Here is a 19,370-nt window from a genome sequence, read left to right on the forward strand (position 1 = left end):
CGACACCATCAGAGCTTGTACGCATATGTACGAATCATCCTGTCGTTTGACTGAATGATTCGTTGATGCTTGACTTGGTCGCGTGCTCTATGGAACGCCTGCGCTTGAGGCAGCGGACAAGGCCGTGCTCGCCGAGATCGAGGACATGCGACGCGATCTGAAGTACCGCCTGGCCGAGGCCCACCGCTGGGACGGGCAGCTGCGCAGGCAGCTGCAGGCGCGCGCCATCCAGGGGTCCAACTCCATCGAGGGTTACCGGGCCAGCGTCGAGGACATCGAGTCCATCATGTCGGGGGAGGAGCCGCTGGAGACCTCCATGTCGGTGACGCGCGAGATCGTCGGCTACCAGCAGGCGCTCACCTACATCCAACTCCTCTCGCGGGCCCCCGCGTTCCGCTACGACATCGGAGTGCTCAACGCGCTCAACTTCATGATGATCGGTCACCACCGCGACAAGACCCCGGGCGTGCTGCGTCCCGGAGGCATCTACGTGCGCAACTCCGCCACCAGCGAAGTGGTGTACGAGGGCCCGGACTTCGAGGAGGTTCCCGGGCTGCTGGGCGAGCTGGTCACCTGGCTGAACTCCGGCGACCTTGACGCGCCGAGCTATGTGCGCGGAGCCATGGCCCACTTCAACCTGGTGTCGATCCACCCGTGGCGCGACGGCAACGGCCGGATGTCACGCGCGCTGCAGACACTGCTTCTCGGCCGTGACCAGATCCTGATGCCGGAGTTCTCCTCGATCGAGGAGTGGCTCGGCACCGGCGAGAACACTGTCGACTACTACCGTGCTCTGCGTGACGTCCAGCGGGGCTCGTGGAAGCCGCACGCGAACACCCATTCCTGGGTGAGATTCTGCCTGCGCGCTCACCACCTCCAGGCCCAGCGCGTGCGCCAGCGTCTGGCTCAGGCGGGGGAGATCTGGATCATCCTGGAAGAGCAGGTCGATGCGGACGGGCTCAACACCCGGTGCGTCTCGGCGCTCTACGAGGTCTTCGTCAACCGGAGGCTGCGCCGCAGCAGGTACCAGGCCGACGAGGGCCTCAGCCAGGGCCAGGCCGCCCGGGATCTGCGCGACCTCGCGGCCAAGAACTGGGTCCGACCGTACGGCGAGACCAAGGGCCGCTTCTACGCCCCCGGCCCCCGGATGGCCGAGATCAAGGCCCGGTTCGCCGAGCGAGCCCGTCCGCTGCGGGATCCGTACCAGGAGCGCGAAACCGTACAGTGAGGCACATCACCGGATTTATCCGGAATAGGACCGACCGCGCACGGTGTTAGCACGGGCGTGAACGAGGCACGCGTGGACGACCGGGGCGTCAGAGGCGCCGGGTGCTGTCGCGGCTGTATGGGGCGGCGAATGCCCGCCATGCGCCGCTAGACCGAACCGTCCGCACCCCTCGAAGGCCATCATGATCACACCCTCTTTCGTGCTGCGCAGGCTGAGCCACCTGCCCTATCACTCGGGCATGCGCTAACTCCCCCCGTTTCGACTATGTCCGTTCCAGCGGTCCCTTCGTGGCCGCTGTCAGTCATGGGGAGAAAGCGTGATCCAGGTTTCCGGCCTGCGCAAGTCGTACGGCGGCACCGTCGCACTGGACGGTGTCGACCTGCGTGTGCGCCAGGGCGAGGTCTACGGTGTGGTCGGGCAGAGCGGCGCGGGCAAGAGCACCCTCCTGCGCTGCGTCAACCTGCTGGAGCGGCCCAGCGCCGGCACCGTGACGGTGGCCGGGCAGGACCTGACGGCGCTGCGCGGCAAGGACCTCAACCGCGCCCGCCAGCGCATCGGCATGATCCACCAGCACTTCGCGCTGCTCTCCTCGCGCACGGTCGCCGGGAACGTGTCCTTCCCCCTGGAGGTCATGGGCGTGCCCAGGGCCGAGCGGCGGCGCCGGGTCGGCGAGCTGCTCGACCTGGTGGGGCTCGGCGGGCGTGGGAGCGACCACCCGCACCAGCTGTCCGGCGGCCAGAAGCAGCGGGTCGGCATCGCCAGGGCGCTGGCGGGCAACCCGTCGGTGCTGCTGTCCGACGAGGCCACCTCGGCGCTCGACCCCGGCACCACACAGTCCATCCTGGCCCTGCTCCGGCGGCTCAACGCCGAGCTCGGGCTGACGATTCTGCTGATCACCCACGAGATGGACGTGGTCAAGAGCATCTGCGACTCGGTCGCCATCATGTCCGGCGGCCGCGTCGAGGAGTCGGGCCCGATCGCCGACCTCATCAGGACGCCCGGCTCGCGGCTTACCAAGGAGATCTTCCCGCTGCCCGATCCCGCCCCGGCGGGCTCGGTCACGCTCACCTTCACCGGCGACCCCCGGCAGGCGCTGGTGTCGGAGGCGGTGCGCAAGTTCGACGTGGACATCAGCATCCTGGGTGGCTCGATCGAGGACCTCGCCGGCGGCTCCGTGGGCCGCCTGCGGGTCGCCTTCTCGGGCGAGCAGGTCTCGTCCGCGCTGGCGTACCTGCGCGAGCGCGGCCTGCTGGTGGAGACGTCATGAGCGGACACGTCATTCGCGGAGACGTCATGAGCGGAGACGTCGTGAGCGGTACGGTTTCCGACGGAAAGGCGGGCAGGGCCCGATGACCTGGGACGAGATGGCCCCCCTGCTGTGGGAGGCCACCTGGCAGACCGGGGTGATGGTCGGCTGGGCGGCGGTCTTCACGGTGCTGCTCGGCCTGCCCCTGGGCGTGGCGCTGGTGGTGTTCGACCGAGGCGGGCTGCGGCCCCTGCCGGTGCTCAAGTCGGTCCTCGGCGTGCTCGTCAACGTGGGACGGTCGCTGCCGTTCATCGTGCTGATGATCGCGATCATCCCGTTCACCCGGCTGGTCGTGGGCACCACGATCGGCACCGCCGCCGTGGTGGTGCCGCTCACCGTCGGGGCGGTGCCGTTCTTCGCGCGGCTGGTGGAGACGGCGCTGCGCGAGGTCGACAGGGACGTGGTCCAGGCCGCGCAGGCGATGGGGGCCGGTCGCGGCGCCGTCGTGTGGAAGGTGCTGCTGCCCGAGGCGCTGCCGGGGATCGTCGCGGGGGTGACCGTGACGGTGGTCGCGCTGATCGGCTACACCGCCATGGCCGGGACCATCGGCGGGGGCGGGCTGGGCGACCTGGCCATCAGGTACGGATATCAGCGGTTCGAGACGGTGGTCATGATCGTGACCGTCGTGATGCTCATTGTGATCGTGCAAATCATGCAGAGCCTGGGCGATCTGCTCGCCCGGCGCCTATCGCATAAGTAAGGAAAAATCATGAAAATTCATCGTCTTGTGGGCGCGGCTGCCCTCTCGCTGTTGCTCGCCGCGTGCGGCACGTCACAGTCCGCGACCACCGCCGGGCCCGCGACCACCGCCGAGTCGGCGGACACCGTGCTGAAGATCGGCGCGACCCCGGTCCCCCACGCCGAGATCCTCGATTTCGTCAAGAAGAACCTGGCTCCCGCCGCCGGGATCAAGCTCGAAGTCGTCGAGTTCACCGACTACGTGCAGCCGAACGTGCAGCTTGAGGAGGGTCTGCTCGCCGCCAACTTCTTCCAGCACAAGCCGTACCTGGACGACTTCAACTCCTCCAAGGGCACCGAGCTGAGCTTCGTCACGCCGGTGCACCTGGAGCCGCTGGGCCTGTACTCCAAGAAGTCGGCCGACCTCGCCGCGCTGCCGGCGGGCGCCACCGTGGCTCTCCCGAACGACGCCACCAACCTGGGCCGCGCGCTCAAGCTGCTCGCCGACAACGGCGTGGTCACCCTCAAGGAGGGCGCCGGCACCACCGCGACCGAGCGGGACGTGGCGGGCAACCCCAAGAAGCTCGTCTTCAAGCCGCTGGAGGCCGCGCAGCTGCCCCGCTCGCTGGACGACGTGGACGCGGCGGTGATCAACGGCAACTACGCCATCGAGGCCGGACTCAAGCCCGCCACGCAGGCCCTGGCGCTGGAGAAGACCGAGGGGAACCCGTACGTGAACGGCCTGGTGGTGGCGGCCGGCCACGAGAAGGACGCGAATATCGTGACCCTGGGCAAGCTGCTGCAGGACCCGAAAGTCAAGGACTTCATCGCGCAGAAGTACGCGGGCTCGGTGATCGCCGCCGAGTAAATATCGCGAAAGATCAGGAAAAGCCGGGAATACGGGTTTTTGGGCCGTTTCTAGTGACTTGTAAGTGATGGGCAATTGGTCCGGCTTATCAATACAGGGACAGCACAGCAAAACCTCTCCCGAGGAGTCCCGAAGTGCGATTCGCAACCCGCATCCTGATCGGCGTCGCCGCCGCCACCTCCGTCGCCATCGCCGCCCCCGCCGCCGCGAGCGCGACGACCACGACGGCCGCGTCCGCCGCCGCGTCCTCCTACGACAGCTGGGGTTCCTACCACTCCAGTGACGGCAAGGCCCGCGCCAACGGCAGCGTCGTCGTCCACCAGAAGAAGTACAAGGATGGCCACTGGAAGACCTTCTGGGTCAAGAAGAAGGTCTGCTGGGAGAAGAACGGCGACCTGAAGTGCAAGTGGGTGCCGAAGAAGGTCAAGAAACACGTGTGGGAGTGGAAGCACATCGACACCTACACGGTGCACGCGAACCTCCACAACAAGAAGTGGTGGGGCAAGAACGACTGTGCGTGGGCGACCTTCAAGATCGTCGAGCACGACGGTTCCACGCACTTCGAGCGGTACAAGAACTGCCACAAGTTCCCGAAGCACTTCTCGTTCTCCGGTAAGGACGCCGAGCACATCTCGGTGAACGTGAGCCGGGGCAACGAGTGGTCGCCCAAGGGCTGGCACTCGGGCTGGGAGAGCGTGTACCACGCCGCTTCCTGACCGATGATCCACGACGGAGCCGCGACCTCGATGGCGAGGTCGCGGCTTCGCCGTGCGCACGGGGTTCTGGCGAATCCGCCGATGCGCAGAATAGTGTTCGGTCATGTACCCCGGAGCCATCGCAGCAGTCAGCCCGGACAAGCCCGCTGTGATCATGGCGGGCTCCGGCCAGGTCATCACCTACCGCCGGCTCGACGAGGAGTCGAACCGGCTGGCCCACCTGTTCCGCGCCGCCGGCCTGAGGCCGGGGGACCATGTCGCCTTCATGCTCGGCAACCATCCGCTCTTCCTCGCGATCGCCTGGGCGGCCCACCGCTCCGGCCTCTACTACACCGCGATCAACTCCCGCCTGCAGGCGGCCGAGCTGTCCTACATCATCCAGAACTGCGGCGCCCGGGTGTTCATCTCCAGCGCCGATCTCGCCGAGGTCGCGACCGCCGCCACCGCCGGCACCTCCGCCGTCGAGCTGCGCCTCATGCTGGACGGGATCGCCGACGGCTTCGAGTCGTACGAGGAGGCGGTGGCGAAGCAGCCGGCCACCCCGATCGACGACGAGAGCCAGGGCGCCGACATGCTCTACTCCTCGGGCACCACCGGCATGCCCAAGGGCATCAAACCGGTACTCACGCACCCGCCGCTCACCGAGCCGGGCATGCTGTACCGGCTCATCGAGGGGCTGTTCGCGCCCACGGCCGACAGCGTCTACCTGTCGCCCGCGCCGCTCTACCACGCCGCGCCGCTGCGCTACAGCCTGACCTTCCAGCGGCTCGGCGCCACGGTCGTCGTCATGGAGCGCTTCGACCCGGAGGAGTATCTGCGCCTGGTCGAGAAGTACCGGGTGACGCACTCGCAGCTCGTCCCGACCATGTTCATCAAAATGCTCAAACTGCCCGCCGAGACCCGCGAGAAGTACGACCTGTCGTCGCTGACGTGCGCTATCCACGCCGCCGCCCCCTGCCCGATCCCGGTCAAGGAGCAGATGATCGACTGGTGGGGCCCGATCATCCACGAGTACTACGCCGGCACCGAGGGCAACGGCTTCCTGTACGTGAACTCCGCCGACTGGCTCGCCCACCGGGGCGCCGTCGGCCGCTCCCTGCTCGGCACCGTGCACGTCTGCGACGAGAACGGCGCCGAACTCCCGGCGGGCGAGCACGGCACCGTCTACTTCGACAACGGCATCACCTTCGAGTACCACGGCGACCCGGACAAGACCCGCTCGGTGCAGGACCCTCTGGGCAGGGGGTGGACCACCCTCGGTGACATCGGCTACCTCGACGCCGACGGCTTCCTCCATCTCACCGACCGCCGCTCGTACATGATCATCTCGGGCGGGGTGAACATCTACCCGCAGGAGGCGGAGAACCTCCTGAGCGTCCATCCCAAGGTCGCCGACGTGGCGGTGCTCGGCGTACCGGACGAGGAGATGGGCGAACAGGTCAAGGCGGTGGTGCAGCCGGTGTCCATGGCCGAGGCGGGGCCGGAGCTGGAGGCGGAGCTGATCGAGTACTGCCGCGCGCGCCTGGCCCACTACAAGTGCCCGAAGTCGGTGGACTTCCGTGCGGAGTTGCCCCGGCATCCCACGGGAAAGCTGTACAAACGGCTGCTCAAGGACGAATACTGGCCCGCACGCCCCTAGGCGGGCCGCGCCACGCCGACAAGAGCCGGTCGGGCGGCAGAATTTCTCCGCCGATTCTCCCTCGGTGACCGGCCCCCTACCTGCAGTGATAAGGCTGTCGTCAGACTTCTCACCCCCCTCTGATCAAGCGCTTAACCAGGTCTTACGCGGGACTTGGCACTCTTGTGTCATCGGGACTTGAGGAGATGAAGATGAACGCGAACGAGCCTCGCGATCAGAGCGCAGGCGGGTGGAGCCAGTTCGGCGACACCCCGCCCTCCGCCGGGGGCTTCCCCCGGCGTGACACTGTGATCATGGGCCCACCGCCCCCGCCGCCTCCCGCGCGGTCCAAGCCGGGCTTCTCCGTCCGGCAGAAGGCGGTCGCGGGCCTGGCTCTGGCGGCCATGGCCATCGGCGGCGGCGTCGTGGGGGCCACCGTCGCCACCGCGTTCCAGCAGCCGCAGGTGGTCACCGCGAGCAACCCGAGCCCGACGTTCAAGCAGGCCTCCAACCCGCTCAGCGTCGCCGACGTCGCGGCCAAGGTGCAGCCCTCGGTCGTGATGATCAAGGGGTCCACCGGGGAGGGGTCGGGCGTCGTCCTGTCGCAGGACGGGCTGATCCTGACCAACAACCACGTGGTCGTGGGCGCCGGTCAGGGCGGTGAGATGAGCGTGAAGTTCAACGACGGCAGGACGGCCAAGGCCTCGGTCGTCGGCACCGACCCCGCGACCGACCTGGCGGTCATCAGGGCGGAGGGCGTCTCCGGGCTGACCGCGGCGACGCTCGGCGACAGCGACGCGCTCAAGGTGGGTGACTCCGTGCTGGCTCTGGGCAGCCCGCTCGGCCTGTCCGGCTCCGTCACCATGGGCATCATCAGCGCGCTCGACCGCACGCTGACCGTCGGCGGCGAGCAGCAGCAGGCGCCGCCCGGGTGGGGACAGCCCGGCGCGAGTGAGGTCACCACGATCGGCGGCGCCATCCAGACGGACGCGGCGATCAACCCCGGCAACTCCGGCGGGGCGCTGGTGAACGCCGGTGGCCAGCTGGTCGGCATCAACACCGCCATCGCCACGGACGGCGGCAGCAACGGCAACATCGGCGTCGGCTTCGCCATCCCGATCAACACCGCGAAGCAGGTCTCCGACCAGCTCATCAGCAGCGGCAAGGTGAGCCACGCGTTCCTCGGCGTGAGCGTCGCCGATGCCACCGGCGACGTGGCCGGCGCCCTGGTCCGCCAGGTGACCCCCGGAAGCCCGGCGGAGAAGGCCGGACTGAAGCAGGGCGACCTCATCACGCGGTTCGACGGCAAGGCGGTTGAGGGCGGAGATACCGTTGTTGGGCAGGTCAGAGGTTTCAAACCGGGCCAACAGGTTCAGATCACATATATGAGGGACGGTAAGGAGAGCTCCGCCACCGTGACCCTCCAAGAGAAGAAATAACAGGACCCCCTCACGGACGGGTGTGCCGTCGAGATCGCTGCGGACTTGGCGGCACACCCCCCCGGTTCTCCGGCTCTCAGGAGAACCGGCGTCCCTCGTCACGCCGGTAGGCCCAGGCCGCCGCCGCCCCGGCGATCAGCGTCCAGATCACCAGCGCCACCAGCGGCAGCGTCTTCGGCTCGACGCCCGCGGCCAGCCACCAGACCAGCTCGCCCGCGCCCCGGCTGGGCACGAACCGCGAGATGGTCTCCACGAAGGCGGGCATCACCTGGAGAGGCACCATCAGCCCGCCCACGATGGCCAGCGGGAAGAACAGGATCTGCGACACCGCGATGGCCGCCTTCGACGGCATCGCGAAGCCGATGAACAGGCCGATCAGCATGAACGGGATCGATGAGACCAGCACCGCCGTCACCCCGAGCAGCAGCCGGGGCGCGGTGATGGTCGCCTCGGTGAACAGTCCGGCGATCACCAGCACCGGGATCACCGAGATGACCATCATGCCCATGGTCGTCAGGATCCGGCCCGCGAAGCGGGGGAACGGGCCTGCGGGCAGGGTGCGGAGGTAGGGGTTCCACGGCTGCTCGCGATCCTGCGAGACCGAGATGGACAGCGACATCAGCGCCGACGACATCGCGCCGATCAGCATCATCGACCCCGTCGCGGTCGTCGCCGAGAGCGGGTCGCCGCCGGCGAACGGCACCACGAACGCCAGCATCGAGATGGCCGGGAACAGCGTGCCGGCCAGCAGGCCGATCGGCACCCGGAGCTGCTCCAGGGCCTGATAGCGGGTGTGGGCGAGGATCAGGCTAAACATGGGACGGCTCCTTGGCGGTGATGGCGAGGAAGGCCTCCTCGAGCGAGGTCGGCCTGATCTCCAGGCCGGAGAACGCCGTGCCGCTGCGCACCAGCTCGACGACCAGCCGGTCCGGGTCGGAGGTGACCAGATGGACGCGGCCGTCCTCACGGTGGACGGCGATCACCCCGGGCAGCTCGGGCAGCTCGGCCGCGACCAGGGAGACGCGCCGTACGCCCACCATGTCGCGGATGGCCCGCACGGTGTCGTCGGCGAGCACCCGGCCCTGCCCGACGACCACCACCCGCTGCGCCAGCGCCTCGATCTCCTCCAGGTAGTGGCTGGTCAGCAGCACGGTGCCGCCTTCGGCGTGGAAGGACCTGATGCCGTCCCAGAGCGCGCGCCTGGCCTCGACGTCGAGCCCGGTGGTCGGCTCGTCGAGGAAGACCAGGCGGGGCTTGCCCGCGAACGCCAGCGCCACGGCCAGCCGCCGCCTCTGCCCGCCCGACAGGCCGCCGATCTGGCGTTTGACCAGGTCGCCGAGGTCGAAGCGGTCCAGCAGCTCCGACCTGTCGGCCCGGTCCGGGAAGTGCGCGGACACGAAGTCGACGAGCTCGCCGACCCTGAGCACCTCGGGCAGGCCGGTCTCCTGCGGTGTGACGCCGATGCCGCGCCGGACCAGCGGGTCGGCGGGGGAGCCGCCCAGCACCTCGACCCTGCCGGAGCTGGGGCGACGCAGCCCGACGAACAGGTTGATGAGGGTGGACTTGCCCGCGCCGTTCGGGCCGAGCAGGCCGACCAGCTCGCCGGCGCGGATGTCGAGGGACACGCTGTCGAGGGCGAGCGTGCTCCCGTAGCGGCGGGTCACCTCGACCGTCTGGGCGAGGACTGTCATGACGTGCCTCCTGCGGAGTCGAGTAGGGCGCGGATCGCCTTGGTGTAGTCCTCGAGGGCCAGCCGCCCGCGCTTGGTCAGCGCGACGAAGGTGACGGGGGTGCGGCCCTTGTGGGTCTTGGTGATGTGCACGTAGCCCGCCTCCTCGAGCTTGGACAGGTGGACGGACAGGTTGCCGGCCGTCATGCCCAGCAGGTCCTTCAGGACGGGGAAGGCGATCTCGTCGCCGTCGGCGAGCGTGTTGAGCGTGACCACCACGCGCAGCCGGGCCTGGGCGTGGATCACCGGGTCGAGCTCGGGCAGCGCGTGGTCCGCCGTCACGGGCGCCGCCTGAGCCAGCACGCGATCGCGATCTGCCCCCCGCCGAGCAGCACGGCCGTCAGCAGCGCGTGCCAGCCGGGGCCGAGAATCACTCCCAGCGCGTCCACCGCCGCGATCCAGACGCCGATGAAGAACATCGGCCAGTTGTGGTAGATGGCGCCACCGGCCATGTACAGGACGGCGACCACCATGAGGGAGATGCCCGCCCACAACAGGCCGGTCTCGGCCGGGGGCAGCATGGGGCTGAAGCGGATCGCGATCACCGACATCAGGACCATGCCGCCGAACCACGCGTAGCCGAACATCGCGCCCTTGGCCGAGGTCCCGCCCCGGATCACGCCGGCCATCCGGACGATCCCGAACGCCGCCACGCCCCCCGCCACCAGCTGCGCGCCCATGAGCACGCTCAGCGCCTGCATCTGGCTGATCGGCGCGTAGGAGACCCCGTCGAGGCCGTAATGCAGGAAGAACGCGCTGAACCCGAGCAGCCAGGCGATGCCCCACGGCGCGTAGAGCAGCAGGGGATCGCCGCTCAGGGCCCGCACGGTGGCGGCCCGCTGCTCCTCCATGAGGCGGAGGGTGTCCTCGGGGGTGGGAGGCTGCTCTCCGTCGTCTGTCATGGCGAATCCTCTCGGCCGCAAACTGGTTTGTACTTTAAACCAGTCTGTCATGCCAAGCCAACGAGCGGGTCGCGCGGATGGTTCCCGGCTCAGCGGCGGGTCAGCGCCTCCGACTCCCACAGGTCCCGGTAGTAACCCGGCCGCCCGACCAGCTCGTCGTGGTGGCCGCGCTGCACGACGCGCCCCTCCTCCAGGACGACGATCTCGTCCACCTGCTCCAGGCCCTTGAGCCGGTGCGTGACGAGCAGCGTGGTGCGATCGTGCGTCACGTCGAGCAGGTCGGCCATCAGCGCGTCGGCCGTCTCCTCGTCCAGCGCCTCGGCCGGCTCGTCCAGCAGCAGCACCGGCGGGTCGTACAGCAGCGCCCTGGCCAGCGCCAGCCGCTGCAACTGCCCGCCGGACACGGTGCTGCCGTCCTCGCCCAGCTCGGCGTCCCATCCGGTCCGCTCGACCCAGTGATCGAGACGGGCATCCCGTACGGCGCGCAGCAGGTCCTCCTCGCCCGCCTCGGGCCCGGCCAGGCGCAGGTTGTCGCGCAGCGTGGTCTGGAAGATGTACGGATCCTGGGTCAGGCCGGTCATCAGTGCTCGAACCTCATCTGAGGCCATGTCCCTGATGTCGACCCCGTTGATCCTGATATTTCCGGACTCGGGGTCGACGAGCCGCATCATCGCCGCCAGCACCGTGCTCTTCCCTGCCCCGCTCGGCCCCACCAGCGCGACCCGCTTCCCCGGCGCCAACGTCAGCGACACCCCGTCGACGGCCGCCCTGCCCTCCGCCGGTTCATGCGCGGGAGTTTCCTGGCCGAGCGGGGTCCGGAGGGGGTGCCGTACGACCAGATCGTCGATCTCGACGGTCAGGGGGGACGACGGGGGAGGGACCGGGGTGGTCGGCTCGGTGATCGCGGGGGGAGCGGACCGGACCTCGCGCAGCCGCCGCAGGGCGGCCAGCACGCCCGCGAGGCGCTCGCCCGCGGCGGCCAGCGGCAGGACGGGCTCGAAGCACACCAGCGCCGTCAGCGCGAGCACGGCGGTGGCCACCGTGCCCACGCCCGCGTTCTGGGCGATCAGCACGATCGCGGCCACCGTCAGGCCCTGCACCAGGGTGCCGCCCGCCAGGGCCGCGGCATGCACGCGAGCCTGGCGTCGTTCGAGCACGGCCAGCCCTTCGTCCGCGGCCATCGCGTCGGCCAGGGCGCGGTCGCCGGCGCCGTACGCGGCCAGGTCCGCCGAGCCGTGCACCAGATCGGCCACCCGGCCGGCCAGCTCGGCCCTGGTCGGCGCGATCCTGGCCGACCAGCGCCGCGCCGCCGTGGCCGTCCCTGCGGGCAGCAGCACACCCGCCACCACCAGCCCGGCGGCCAGCACCAGCGCCGAGACGGGCAGCAGCGTCAGCCCGACGACCACCGCGGCCAGCCCCGCCATGGCGGCGGCAGCGGCGGGCAGCAGGCAGCGCACGAGCAGGTCCTGCACCGCCTCGGTGTCGTCCACCATCCGGCTCAGCAGGTCCGCCCCGCCGTGCCTGGGCCGCCGGGGCGTGATGAGCGAGGCGTAGAGCCGCTCACGGGTGTCCGCCTGGGCCCGCAGCGCCACGTCATGCCCGGTGAGCCGCTCGGCGTACCTGAATACGCCCCTGCTGGTGGCGAACGCCCGCGTGGCCACGATCGCCACGCTGAGCGCCGCCAACGGCGGCTGTTCGGCCGCCCTGGTGATCAGCCAGGCGGCCGCCGCGATCAGCCCCAGCCCGGCCAGGTCGGCCGCGCCCCCGGCCAGCACGGCCCAGACAAGCCGCCACCCCATACGCCGATTCACGCCGCACCCCCCGTGCTCGTCGATCCTGTGCGCGGGAGCACCGCTCGCTCCTCGTTCATCCCGTGGGCGGTCGTGTCCGCGATGACGCGGCCTTCGTGCAGGCGGATCACCCGGTCCGCGAGCTCGATCATCGCCGGCCGGTGGGCCACGATGACGGCGGTGCGGCCGTGGCAGAGGTCGGCGGTCGCGGCGACCACGGCCGCCTCGCTGCGGCCGTCGAGCCGGGCCGTGGGCTCGTCCAGCAGCAGGACCGGTGCCGACGGCCGGCAGAAGGCCCTGGCCAGGGCGATGCGCTGGCGCTGACCGGCCGACAGGTTCGCGCCCCGCTCGCCGACCTGGGTCTCGTACCCCTGGGGGAGTTCGTCGATGAAGTCGTGCGCGTGCGCGGCCGTGGCCGCCCGGCGGACCTGCTGAGGTGTCGCGGCCGGGGCGCCGAGCCGGATGTTGCCGGCCACCGTGGTGGTGAACAGGTGCGGGCGCTGCGGCACGAACGCCAGCCGGTCGCGCCAGCCGTCCAGGTCGAGCTCGCGCAGATCGGCCCCGTCCACCAGGACCCTGCCCTCGGACGGCCGTACGAAGCCGAGCAGCAGGTGGAGCAGGGTGCTCTTGCCGCCACCGCTCTCGCCGACCAGCGCCACCCGCTCACCGGGCTCGATGGTGAGGGTGACGTGTTCGAGCGCGGGATCGTCGCGGCCGGGGTAACGGACGGTCACGTCCTCCAGCCGGATGCGCGGCGGCCCGTCCGGCAGCGCCCGCGCGGAGCCCGGCTCGGCGGCGGGTGTGCCGGGGTCGGACGCGCGGTCCAGTACGGCGAAGGCGGCGTCCGCGGCGGCCACCCCTTCCATCGACGCGTGGAAGCGGGTGCCCATGGCGCGCAGCGGCAGGTACGCCTCCGGCGCCAGCAGCAGCACCAGCAGGGCGGTCGTCAGGTCGAGGGAGCCGCCCAGCAGCCGCAGCCCGATGGGGACGGCCACCAGCGCCAGCGACAGCGACGCGCACAGCTCCAGCACCAGCGACGACAGGAACGCCACCCGCAGCGTCCGCATGGTGGCGCCCCGGTGGGCGTCGGCGACCCGCTCGATGACCGTCGCCTGGTAGCGGGCCCGGCCGAAGGCGCGCAGCGTGGGCAGACCGCGGACCACGTCGAGGAAGTGCCCGCCGAGCCGGGACAGCGCCTGGAACTGCCGCTCGGTGACGGCCTTGGTGGTCATGCCGACCAGCGCGCCGAAGATCGGGATCAGCGGCAGGGTGACCAGCACGATGACGGCGCTGGCCAGGTCGGCGACGAACAGGCGGACGAGCACCGCGACCGGGATCACCGCGGCCACGGCGATCGCGGGCAGGTAGCCGGTCAGGTAGGCGTCGAGGCCGTCGAGGCCGCGCCCGGTGAGGGTGACGAGCTCGCCCGAGCGGTGCCCGGCCGCGCGTGCCGGGCCGAGTTCCTGAAGCCGGGCCAGCAGGCGGTGCCTGAGCGCGGACTTGACGCCGGTGGCGGTGCGGCCGGCGTACACGCCCTGCGTCCACGCCAGCAGCGCCCGCACGGCGACCACCGCGGCCACCCCCGCGAGCGCGACGGCGGCGAATCGGCCCGACAGCACCCCGGCCAGGAGTTCGGCCTGCACCAGGACGAGCAGCCCCGCCGCCACCGCCGCGACGAAGGTGACGGCGAGGTGGCGGCGTACCGACTGCTCGGCCCGCATGAGGCGCAGGAGGTCCTTGTGCACATGTCCTCAGAAGAACGATGGGATGCGATGGGCGTCCTTACCTGGGCGGAAAGTGCGCCATGTCCATACTTGCGCGCCCAGCATGATGGGTGCGAACGGCAGGACCATGAGACTGAGCACACTCAGCGTCTCCGTGGGCGCGCTGTGGTCCAGCAGATGGCCCATGCCGCCCGCGAGCACGCCGACGGCGGGGAGCGCGGCGAGCAGGCCCGTGGCCAGCAGCGCGCGACCCGAACGGGTGACCCCGGTGAACCCGGGTGCCCGCCAGCCCAGGAACGTCCACCCGTGGAGGGCGAACAGCAGCGTCACCACCACGCCCAGCAGCAGCCCCACCGGATGCAGCGGCGACGAGCCGAACCCGGTGGCCGCCGCGTACAGCGCGAGACCCCAGCCGAACGATAGCCCGAACGAGCCGAGCGTGATCATCAGGTCCCAGAAGCGCCGCCAGGACGTGCCGTCGATCCTGCGCCGGAACCACAGCCCGGCATCGCGCACCACCCACGACAGCAGCATCCCCACCACCAGCGGGTAGAGCCCGAACAACACCTCGCCTTCGAGCAGCGGGTAGGCGCCGAAGAGCGTCCCGGCGACCGCCACCAGCCATACCTCGTTGGCCAGCACGAACGGCGCGATGGCGGCGACCATGCGATCCCGGTCCTCGCCGGTCCTGCCGAGCACCGGCAGCAACAGCCCGACTCCCAGGTCGAAGCCCTCCAGGGCGAAGTAGCCGGCCAGCAGCACGGCGAAGACGGCGAACCAGATCAGTTCCATTGCGGCACTCCTAATAGGACAGCGCGGGGGAGCGCTGCTCGGCTGCGGCCCCGAGGGCGACGTCGTCGGGACCGCGCTTGATCACCCTGGCGATGAGCACGTAGTCGACGATCGCGAGCATCCCCAGCACCGCGACGAAGCCGATGGTCGAGGCGGTGACCATGCCGGCGGTGAGCTGTGGCGACATGGCGTCGGCCACGGTCAGCTTCTCCCAGATCATCCAGGGTTGCCGCCCGAGCTCCCTGGCCAGCCAGCCGAGGATCGCCATCACGAAGGGCACCGGGGTGAGCGCGATGAGGATCGGGTGCGTCCACCGCCAGCGCGGCAGCACGGCGATCAGCGGCAGCATGAAGAACAGCACGACCAGGGCCAGCAGGTTGCCGCCTTCGGTCATGAACCCGAGCGGGATCAGGCCCGGTCTGCCGCTCTGGAACTTGCCCTCCTGGACACCGGCGAACTGCGCGTAGCCGAAGCCGATGGTCAGGAAGATGCCGATCGAGGCCGTGACCACGCCGATCCGCAGCGACCGGGTGAAGAACTCCACGTCAGGTGTACGGCGGCGCAACTGGTAGGCACTGGCCCCGACGAGCACCATCGCCCCGGTGAACAGCCCGGCTCCCAGGACGTGCGGGAAGGAGAAGACCAGGGCCTCGTTCGTCAGCAGCGCGCCGAAGTCGGTCAGTTCGAGCCGGTCGCCGGAGAGCACCGCCCCCGCCGGGTTCTGCAGGAAGGAGTTGGCGACCATGATGTAGAAGGCGCTGGCGTAGGCCGTGGCGGTCACCAGCCAGATGCAGGCCAGGTGGGCCCACTTCGGCAGCCGCCCCCAGCCGAAGATCCACAGGCCCAGGAAGGTCGACTCCAGGAAGAACGCGATCAGCGCCTCCATGGCCAGCGGGGCGCCGAACACGTCGCCCGCGTAGTGGGTCAGCCCGCTCCACGACAGCCCGAACTGGAACTCCATCACCAGTCCGGTGACGATGCCCAACGCGTAGTTGATCACGTAGATCTGGCCCCAGAACCGGGTCATCCGCTCCTGCAGCGGCCTGCCGGACAGCGCCCAGCGGGTGTGCATGATCGCCACCAGCGGCGCCAGCCCGAGCGTGAGCACGACGAACAGGAAGTGGAGGCTCCCTGTCGCCGCGAACTGCAATCGGGCCAGCTCGAGTACGTCCATCGTTCCCACTCCGTCGTTGTGTCTGCCTACATGTAGAGAGCCTACATGTAGGCTATCTACATGACGAACCGTTGCCTAGGATCGTGGTCATGAATCCCGACGCGCTCCGGGGCCACATGGACGCCCTGCTGCTGTCCGTGCTGGAGCGGGAGCCGCTGCACGGCTACGCCATCATCGAGGCCCTCCAGGAGCGCAGCGGCGGTGCGCTCAGCGTGCCCACCGGCACCGTCTATCCGGCGCTGCGCAAGCTGGAGCGCACCGGCCTGCTGGCCAGCGAGTGGGCCACGGTGAGCGGCCGCCGCCGGCGCACCTACCGGCTGACCGACTCGGGCAGGAGGCGACTCCAGGGGGAGCGGTCGGCCTGGCGCGAGTTCGCCGGCGTGATCGGCGGGGTGCTCCAGCCGGAGATCAAGCCGGAGGTCAAGCCGTCCGGGTGAGCCGGATGCACCGGGTGGCGCAGTAGAGCTGCACTCCCGCGAACCCGTAGGTCAGCAGGTTGGCCAGCAGCATCGGCGGGAAGTCGGCGGGGGCGGCGGGCGCGTGGGAGTCGTGCGCCAGCAGCAGGCCCAGCGCGGCCGTCAGCGGCAGCATCACCCAGACCGCCACGCCCAGCGACCGGGTGACCAGGCGGGGATGGGTGATCCAGTAAGAGCCCCGGCTCAGGGCCAGCAGCGCCAGTCCGCCGTAGAGCCCGACGGTGAGCTGCACGATGTCGAGCAGCCGGGAGACGGTGCCGTACCAGCCGGGGAGCGTGGCCCAGGTGCTGAGGTCGGCGGGGTAGAACTCCCACACCAGGCTCCACGCGAACACGGTCGCCGGCACGCTGACGAACAGCAGCAGGGCCATCCGGCGCCCGGCGGTCGCGGTCAGCTCCGCCTGATAGCCGGGCGCGATCTCGCGGATCCGGCCGAACTCCTCCACCGCGAGCCGCTCGGCCTCGGCCCGGGTCAGGCCGTCGGACTCCAGCGCGTCGGCGGTGTCGATCAAGCTGTCGCGGGCCTCGACGACCAGGTCGTGCTTGGGCCCGTGCGGCCCGCGAAGGGCGCTGTGGAGCTCGCTCACGTAGTCGTCGATCCGCATGCGCACCAGTTTACGGACGGGCGCGCCGGTGTCTCATCGGGGTTTTCCCTGGTTTCTCGCAACTAGGCATTGATGAGTAGGAAATTTCCTACATATAGTGGCTGACATGTTCATCTCCCAGATCGTGACCGTGACCGTGCCCGTCGCCGACCAGGAACGGGCGCTGGCGTTCTACACCGAGGTCCTCGACTTCGAGGTCCGCACCGACAACCCGTTCCCGATGGGCCGCTGGCTGACCGTCGCCCCCAAGGGCGTGGACAGCACCCTCCTGCTCGCCTCCTGGTTCCCCGGGATGGCGCCGATCGGCGGCCTGGTCCTCGCCTCGCCCGACCTCGACGCGCTGGCCGCGCGGCTGGCCGAGCACGGCGTGGCCTTCGAGGGGCCGGCCGACCAGCCGTGGGGTCGCCAGCTGCTGTTCCAGGACCCCTTCGGCAACGGGTTCGTGGTCAGCCAGGCATGACGGCCGACCACGTCTTCACCGCGCTGGCGAGCCCGGCCAGGCGCGAGCTGCTGCGGCTGCTGCTCGACGAGGGGGCCCAGCCCGCCGGGCGGCTGGCGGAGCGCTTCGACATGAGCCGGCCCAGCGTGTCGGAGCATCTCAAGGTGCTCAAGGACGCGGGCCTGGTGGCCGAGAGCCGCAAGGGCCGCGAACGGCACTACCGGCTGGAGGCGGCCCCGCTCATGGACCTCCGCGACTGGCTCAGCCCGTACGAGCACTTCTGGCGGGACAGACTGGCCCGCCTCAGCGACCTGATCGACGAGATGGAAGACGACGATGCCTGAGCGGACACCCGGGAAGACCACCGACGAGACACGTGAGGAACGGCGCGCGATCCGGCTCGACCAGTTCATCGCGCATCCGCCCGCCAAGGTGTGGCGGGCGATCACCGAGCCGGACCTGGTGTCGCGCTGGCTCATGCCGGGCGACATCAAGGCGGAGGTGGGGCACCGCTTCACCTTCACCACCACGCCCAAGGAGCAGGTGGGCTTCGACGGCATCGTCCACTGCGAGGTGCTGGAGGCCGAGCCGCAGAAGCTGCTCAAGCTGAGCTGGCGGGGCGGCGACGCCGACTGGACCGTCACCTGGCGGCTGGAGCCGGAGGGCAGGGGCACCAGGCTCTTCCTCGACCACGAGGGCTTCGACCCCGACGACCCGCTGCAGCAGATGTCCCGCAAGATCATGAGCGGCGGTTGGCGCTCCGCCCACTTCAAGGCGATCGCCGAGGTGGCGGCGCGCCTCTGACGGCCTTGAACAGGCTCTAGCGGTCCGTGACCGGACGCGGCGCCTGCGCCCGGCGCCGGGCGAACCAGCGCAGCAGCGGCCCGCGCATGCTCATGTGCATGCCGGGCAGCGCGTACGTGCACTCCTTCAGCCGCACGCCCGCCGGGTGGGCGAGCCCGGCGAACCGGCAGGCCGACAGGTCCAGGCCCGACAGCGCCAAGTGCGCGGCGTCCACCTCGCGCAGCGAGGTCACCGTGGACCTGCCGTGCCCGGTCACGCTCGCCGGGCCGTGCAGGACCGCGCCTTCCAGGTCGGCCTGCGAGTCCGTCAGCCGCAGGGTGGTGGCGCCCGCCACCACCACCCGGCGCAGGTCGAGGCCGCAGGCCCGGACGGCCACGTCCAGCGTGCCGTCGGCGCGCGCCCGCGCCGCGGACAAGCGGCCGGTCGCCGAGAGGTAGGCGTCGGCCGCGAAGCGCGCCGCGTCGAACCCGGCGCTGCCGCTGACCTTGCGGAACGACAGCGTCCGGCCGAACCTGGCGCCGCGGAAGCTCGCGCCCGCGTCCAGCCGGGCGCCGTCGAAGGTGGTGTAGCCCTCGAACCGGGCACCCTCGCAGGACAGGCCGTGCTCGAAGACGACCTGGCTGAACAGGGCGTCCCGGGACATCACCGCGTGATCCAGTGAGATGCGCCCCCGCACGCGGACGCCGTGGAAGGACAACTCCCGGGCGAACCTCGCCCCGGCGAGCGACACGTTGCCCTCGAAGCCCGCGCCGAAGAAGGAGGCGAGCCGGTCGAAGGTGGCGCGGTCGAGCGACACGTCGCCCAGGAAGGTCACGCCCGCGAGCTTGACGTCGCCGGTGAACCGGGCCCGATCGAGCCTGGCCCGGCCGGGCCGGCTCCGGGTCGCCTCCATCACCCGCCGCATCAGGTCGCCGTTGACGGTGGTGCCGCGCAGGTCCAGCAGGCGCCCGGGCAGGATCGCGGTCAGTGCCACCGCGAGTTCGTCGTGGGGGAGATGAGCCAGGCAGAGACGGTATGGCCGGCGAGCGATCCCGGTGCAGCCGGCGGTGTGCGCGCAGGTGACCCAGTCCATACCCTGGTCAT

General features: G+C 70.3%; 21 protein-coding genes. 11 read left to right on the forward strand and 10 right to left on the reverse strand.

Going from position 1 to position 19,370, the window contains the following annotated elements; translation table 11 throughout:
* Positions 1-82: 82 nt before the first annotated feature.
* The 7 genes from ACTMTF_RS03470 to ACTMTF_RS03500 all read left to right on the forward strand — a co-directional run bounded on the left by ACTMTF_RS03470 (position 83) and on the right by ACTMTF_RS03500 (position 7,853).
* A complete protein-coding gene (locus ACTMTF_RS03470) occupies positions 83-1,228 on the forward strand; it encodes a Fic family protein (protein ID WP_441109172.1) in 1,146 nt (381 codons plus the stop codon).
* A 316-nt stretch (positions 1,229-1,544) separates the two neighbouring features.
* Positions 1,545-2,495 carry a methionine ABC transporter ATP-binding protein gene (locus tag ACTMTF_RS03475; RefSeq protein WP_441109173.1) on the forward strand — a complete coding sequence of 317 codons (951 nt, stop codon included), beginning with the start codon at positions 1,545-1,547 and terminating at the stop codon, positions 2,493-2,495.
* Positions 2,496-2,577: 82 nt separating this feature from the next.
* A complete protein-coding gene (locus tag ACTMTF_RS03480) occupies positions 2,578-3,234 on the forward strand; it encodes a methionine ABC transporter permease (protein ID WP_441109174.1) in 657 nt (218 codons plus the stop codon).
* A 9-nt stretch (positions 3,235-3,243) separates the two neighbouring features.
* Positions 3,244-4,080, forward strand: coding sequence for a MetQ/NlpA family ABC transporter substrate-binding protein (locus tag ACTMTF_RS03485; RefSeq protein ID WP_441109175.1), 837 nt, complete (start codon positions 3,244-3,246; stop codon positions 4,078-4,080).
* A gap of 134 nt (positions 4,081-4,214) precedes the next feature.
* Complete coding sequence (locus tag ACTMTF_RS03490; protein WP_441109176.1) at positions 4,215-4,796, forward strand: hypothetical protein; 582 nt, start codon at positions 4,215-4,217, stop codon at positions 4,794-4,796.
* Positions 4,797-4,899: 103 nt separating this feature from the next.
* On the forward strand, positions 4,900-6,435 hold the full coding sequence (locus ACTMTF_RS03495) for an AMP-binding protein (RefSeq protein WP_441109177.1): 1,536 nt from the start codon (positions 4,900-4,902) through the stop codon (positions 6,433-6,435).
* A gap of 191 nt (positions 6,436-6,626) precedes the next feature.
* Positions 6,627-7,853 (forward strand): S1C family serine protease, encoded by a 1,227-nt coding sequence (locus tag ACTMTF_RS03500; protein ID WP_441109178.1) that lies wholly within the window; start codon positions 6,627-6,629, stop codon positions 7,851-7,853.
* Positions 7,854-7,929: 76 nt separating this feature from the next.
* On the opposite strand, the gene ACTMTF_RS03505 is transcribed toward ACTMTF_RS03500, so the two are convergent.
* The 8 genes from ACTMTF_RS03505 to ACTMTF_RS03540 all read right to left on the reverse strand — a co-directional run bounded on the left by ACTMTF_RS03505 (position 7,930) and on the right by ACTMTF_RS03540 (position 15,964).
* The gene (locus ACTMTF_RS03505; RefSeq protein ID WP_441109179.1) at positions 7,930-8,670 is read right to left on the reverse strand and encodes an ABC transporter permease; all 741 of its coding nucleotides are present in this window, start codon (positions 8,668-8,670) and stop codon (positions 7,930-7,932) included.
* The gene (locus tag ACTMTF_RS03510) at positions 8,663-9,544 is read right to left on the reverse strand and encodes an ABC transporter ATP-binding protein (protein ID WP_441109180.1); all 882 of its coding nucleotides are present in this window, start codon (positions 9,542-9,544) and stop codon (positions 8,663-8,665) included. The genes ACTMTF_RS03505 and ACTMTF_RS03510 overlap by 8 nt, the downstream gene beginning before the upstream one ends.
* On the reverse strand, positions 9,541-9,864 hold the full coding sequence (locus ACTMTF_RS03515) for a transcriptional regulator (protein ID WP_441109181.1): 324 nt from the start codon (positions 9,862-9,864) through the stop codon (positions 9,541-9,543). Before ACTMTF_RS03515 ends, ACTMTF_RS03510 begins: the two co-directional genes overlap by 4 nt.
* Complete coding sequence (locus tag ACTMTF_RS03520) at positions 9,861-10,484, reverse strand: hypothetical protein (protein ID WP_441109182.1); 624 nt, start codon at positions 10,482-10,484, stop codon at positions 9,861-9,863. The genes ACTMTF_RS03515 and ACTMTF_RS03520 overlap by 4 nt, the downstream gene beginning before the upstream one ends.
* 89 nt (positions 10,485-10,573) lie before the next feature.
* A complete protein-coding gene (cydC, locus tag ACTMTF_RS03525) occupies positions 10,574-12,283 on the reverse strand; it encodes a thiol reductant ABC exporter subunit CydC (RefSeq protein ID WP_441109183.1) in 1,710 nt (569 codons plus the stop codon).
* A gap of 8 nt (positions 12,284-12,291) precedes the next feature.
* The gene (gene cydD / locus ACTMTF_RS03530) at positions 12,292-14,019 is read right to left on the reverse strand and encodes a thiol reductant ABC exporter subunit CydD (RefSeq protein WP_441109184.1); all 1,728 of its coding nucleotides are present in this window, start codon (positions 14,017-14,019) and stop codon (positions 12,292-12,294) included.
* 6 nt (positions 14,020-14,025) lie between these two features.
* Positions 14,026-14,790 carry a cytochrome d ubiquinol oxidase subunit II gene (locus tag ACTMTF_RS03535; RefSeq protein WP_441109185.1) on the reverse strand — a complete coding sequence of 255 codons (765 nt, stop codon included), beginning with the start codon at positions 14,788-14,790 and terminating at the stop codon, positions 14,026-14,028.
* A gap of 10 nt (positions 14,791-14,800) precedes the next feature.
* Positions 14,801-15,964, reverse strand: a complete 1,164-nt coding sequence (locus tag ACTMTF_RS03540; protein ID WP_441109186.1) for a cytochrome ubiquinol oxidase subunit I — start codon at positions 15,962-15,964, stop codon at positions 14,801-14,803.
* Between the two features lie 89 nt (positions 15,965-16,053).
* Between ACTMTF_RS03540 and ACTMTF_RS03545 the strand changes: the two genes are divergently transcribed.
* The gene (locus ACTMTF_RS03545; RefSeq protein ID WP_441109187.1) at positions 16,054-16,401 is read left to right on the forward strand and encodes a PadR family transcriptional regulator; all 348 of its coding nucleotides are present in this window, start codon (positions 16,054-16,056) and stop codon (positions 16,399-16,401) included.
* Here ACTMTF_RS03545 and ACTMTF_RS03550 read toward each other — a convergent pair.
* Positions 16,385-17,044 (reverse strand): permease prefix domain 1-containing protein, encoded by a 660-nt coding sequence (locus ACTMTF_RS03550; protein ID WP_441109188.1) that lies wholly within the window; start codon positions 17,042-17,044, stop codon positions 16,385-16,387. The genes ACTMTF_RS03545 and ACTMTF_RS03550 overlap by 17 nt on opposite strands.
* Positions 17,045-17,150: 106 nt before the next feature.
* Between ACTMTF_RS03550 and ACTMTF_RS03555 the strand changes: the two genes are divergently transcribed.
* Genes ACTMTF_RS03555 through ACTMTF_RS03565 form a run of 3 tightly spaced genes read left to right on the forward strand, consistent with a single transcriptional unit; the run spans position 17,151 to position 18,287 of the window.
* The gene (locus ACTMTF_RS03555; RefSeq protein WP_441109189.1) at positions 17,151-17,504 is read left to right on the forward strand and encodes a VOC family protein; all 354 of its coding nucleotides are present in this window, start codon (positions 17,151-17,153) and stop codon (positions 17,502-17,504) included.
* Positions 17,501-17,827, forward strand: coding sequence for an ArsR/SmtB family transcription factor (locus ACTMTF_RS03560; RefSeq protein WP_397000260.1), 327 nt, complete (start codon positions 17,501-17,503; stop codon positions 17,825-17,827). Before ACTMTF_RS03555 ends, ACTMTF_RS03560 begins: the two co-directional genes overlap by 4 nt.
* On the forward strand, positions 17,820-18,287 hold the full coding sequence (locus ACTMTF_RS03565) for an SRPBCC family protein (protein ID WP_441109190.1): 468 nt from the start codon (positions 17,820-17,822) through the stop codon (positions 18,285-18,287). The genes ACTMTF_RS03560 and ACTMTF_RS03565 overlap by 8 nt, the downstream gene beginning before the upstream one ends.
* A 16-nt stretch (positions 18,288-18,303) precedes the next feature.
* Here ACTMTF_RS03565 and ACTMTF_RS03570 read toward each other — a convergent pair whose 3' ends face one another.
* Complete coding sequence (locus tag ACTMTF_RS03570; protein ID WP_441109191.1) at positions 18,304-19,359, reverse strand: pentapeptide repeat-containing protein; 1,056 nt, start codon at positions 19,357-19,359, stop codon at positions 18,304-18,306.
* Between the last annotated feature and the right edge of the window lie 11 nt (positions 19,360-19,370).

Origin of the sequence: Nonomuraea sp. ZG12 (assembly GCF_052068115.1) — a bacterium.
GTDB lineage: Bacteria > Actinomycetota > Actinomycetes > Streptosporangiales > Streptosporangiaceae > Nonomuraea.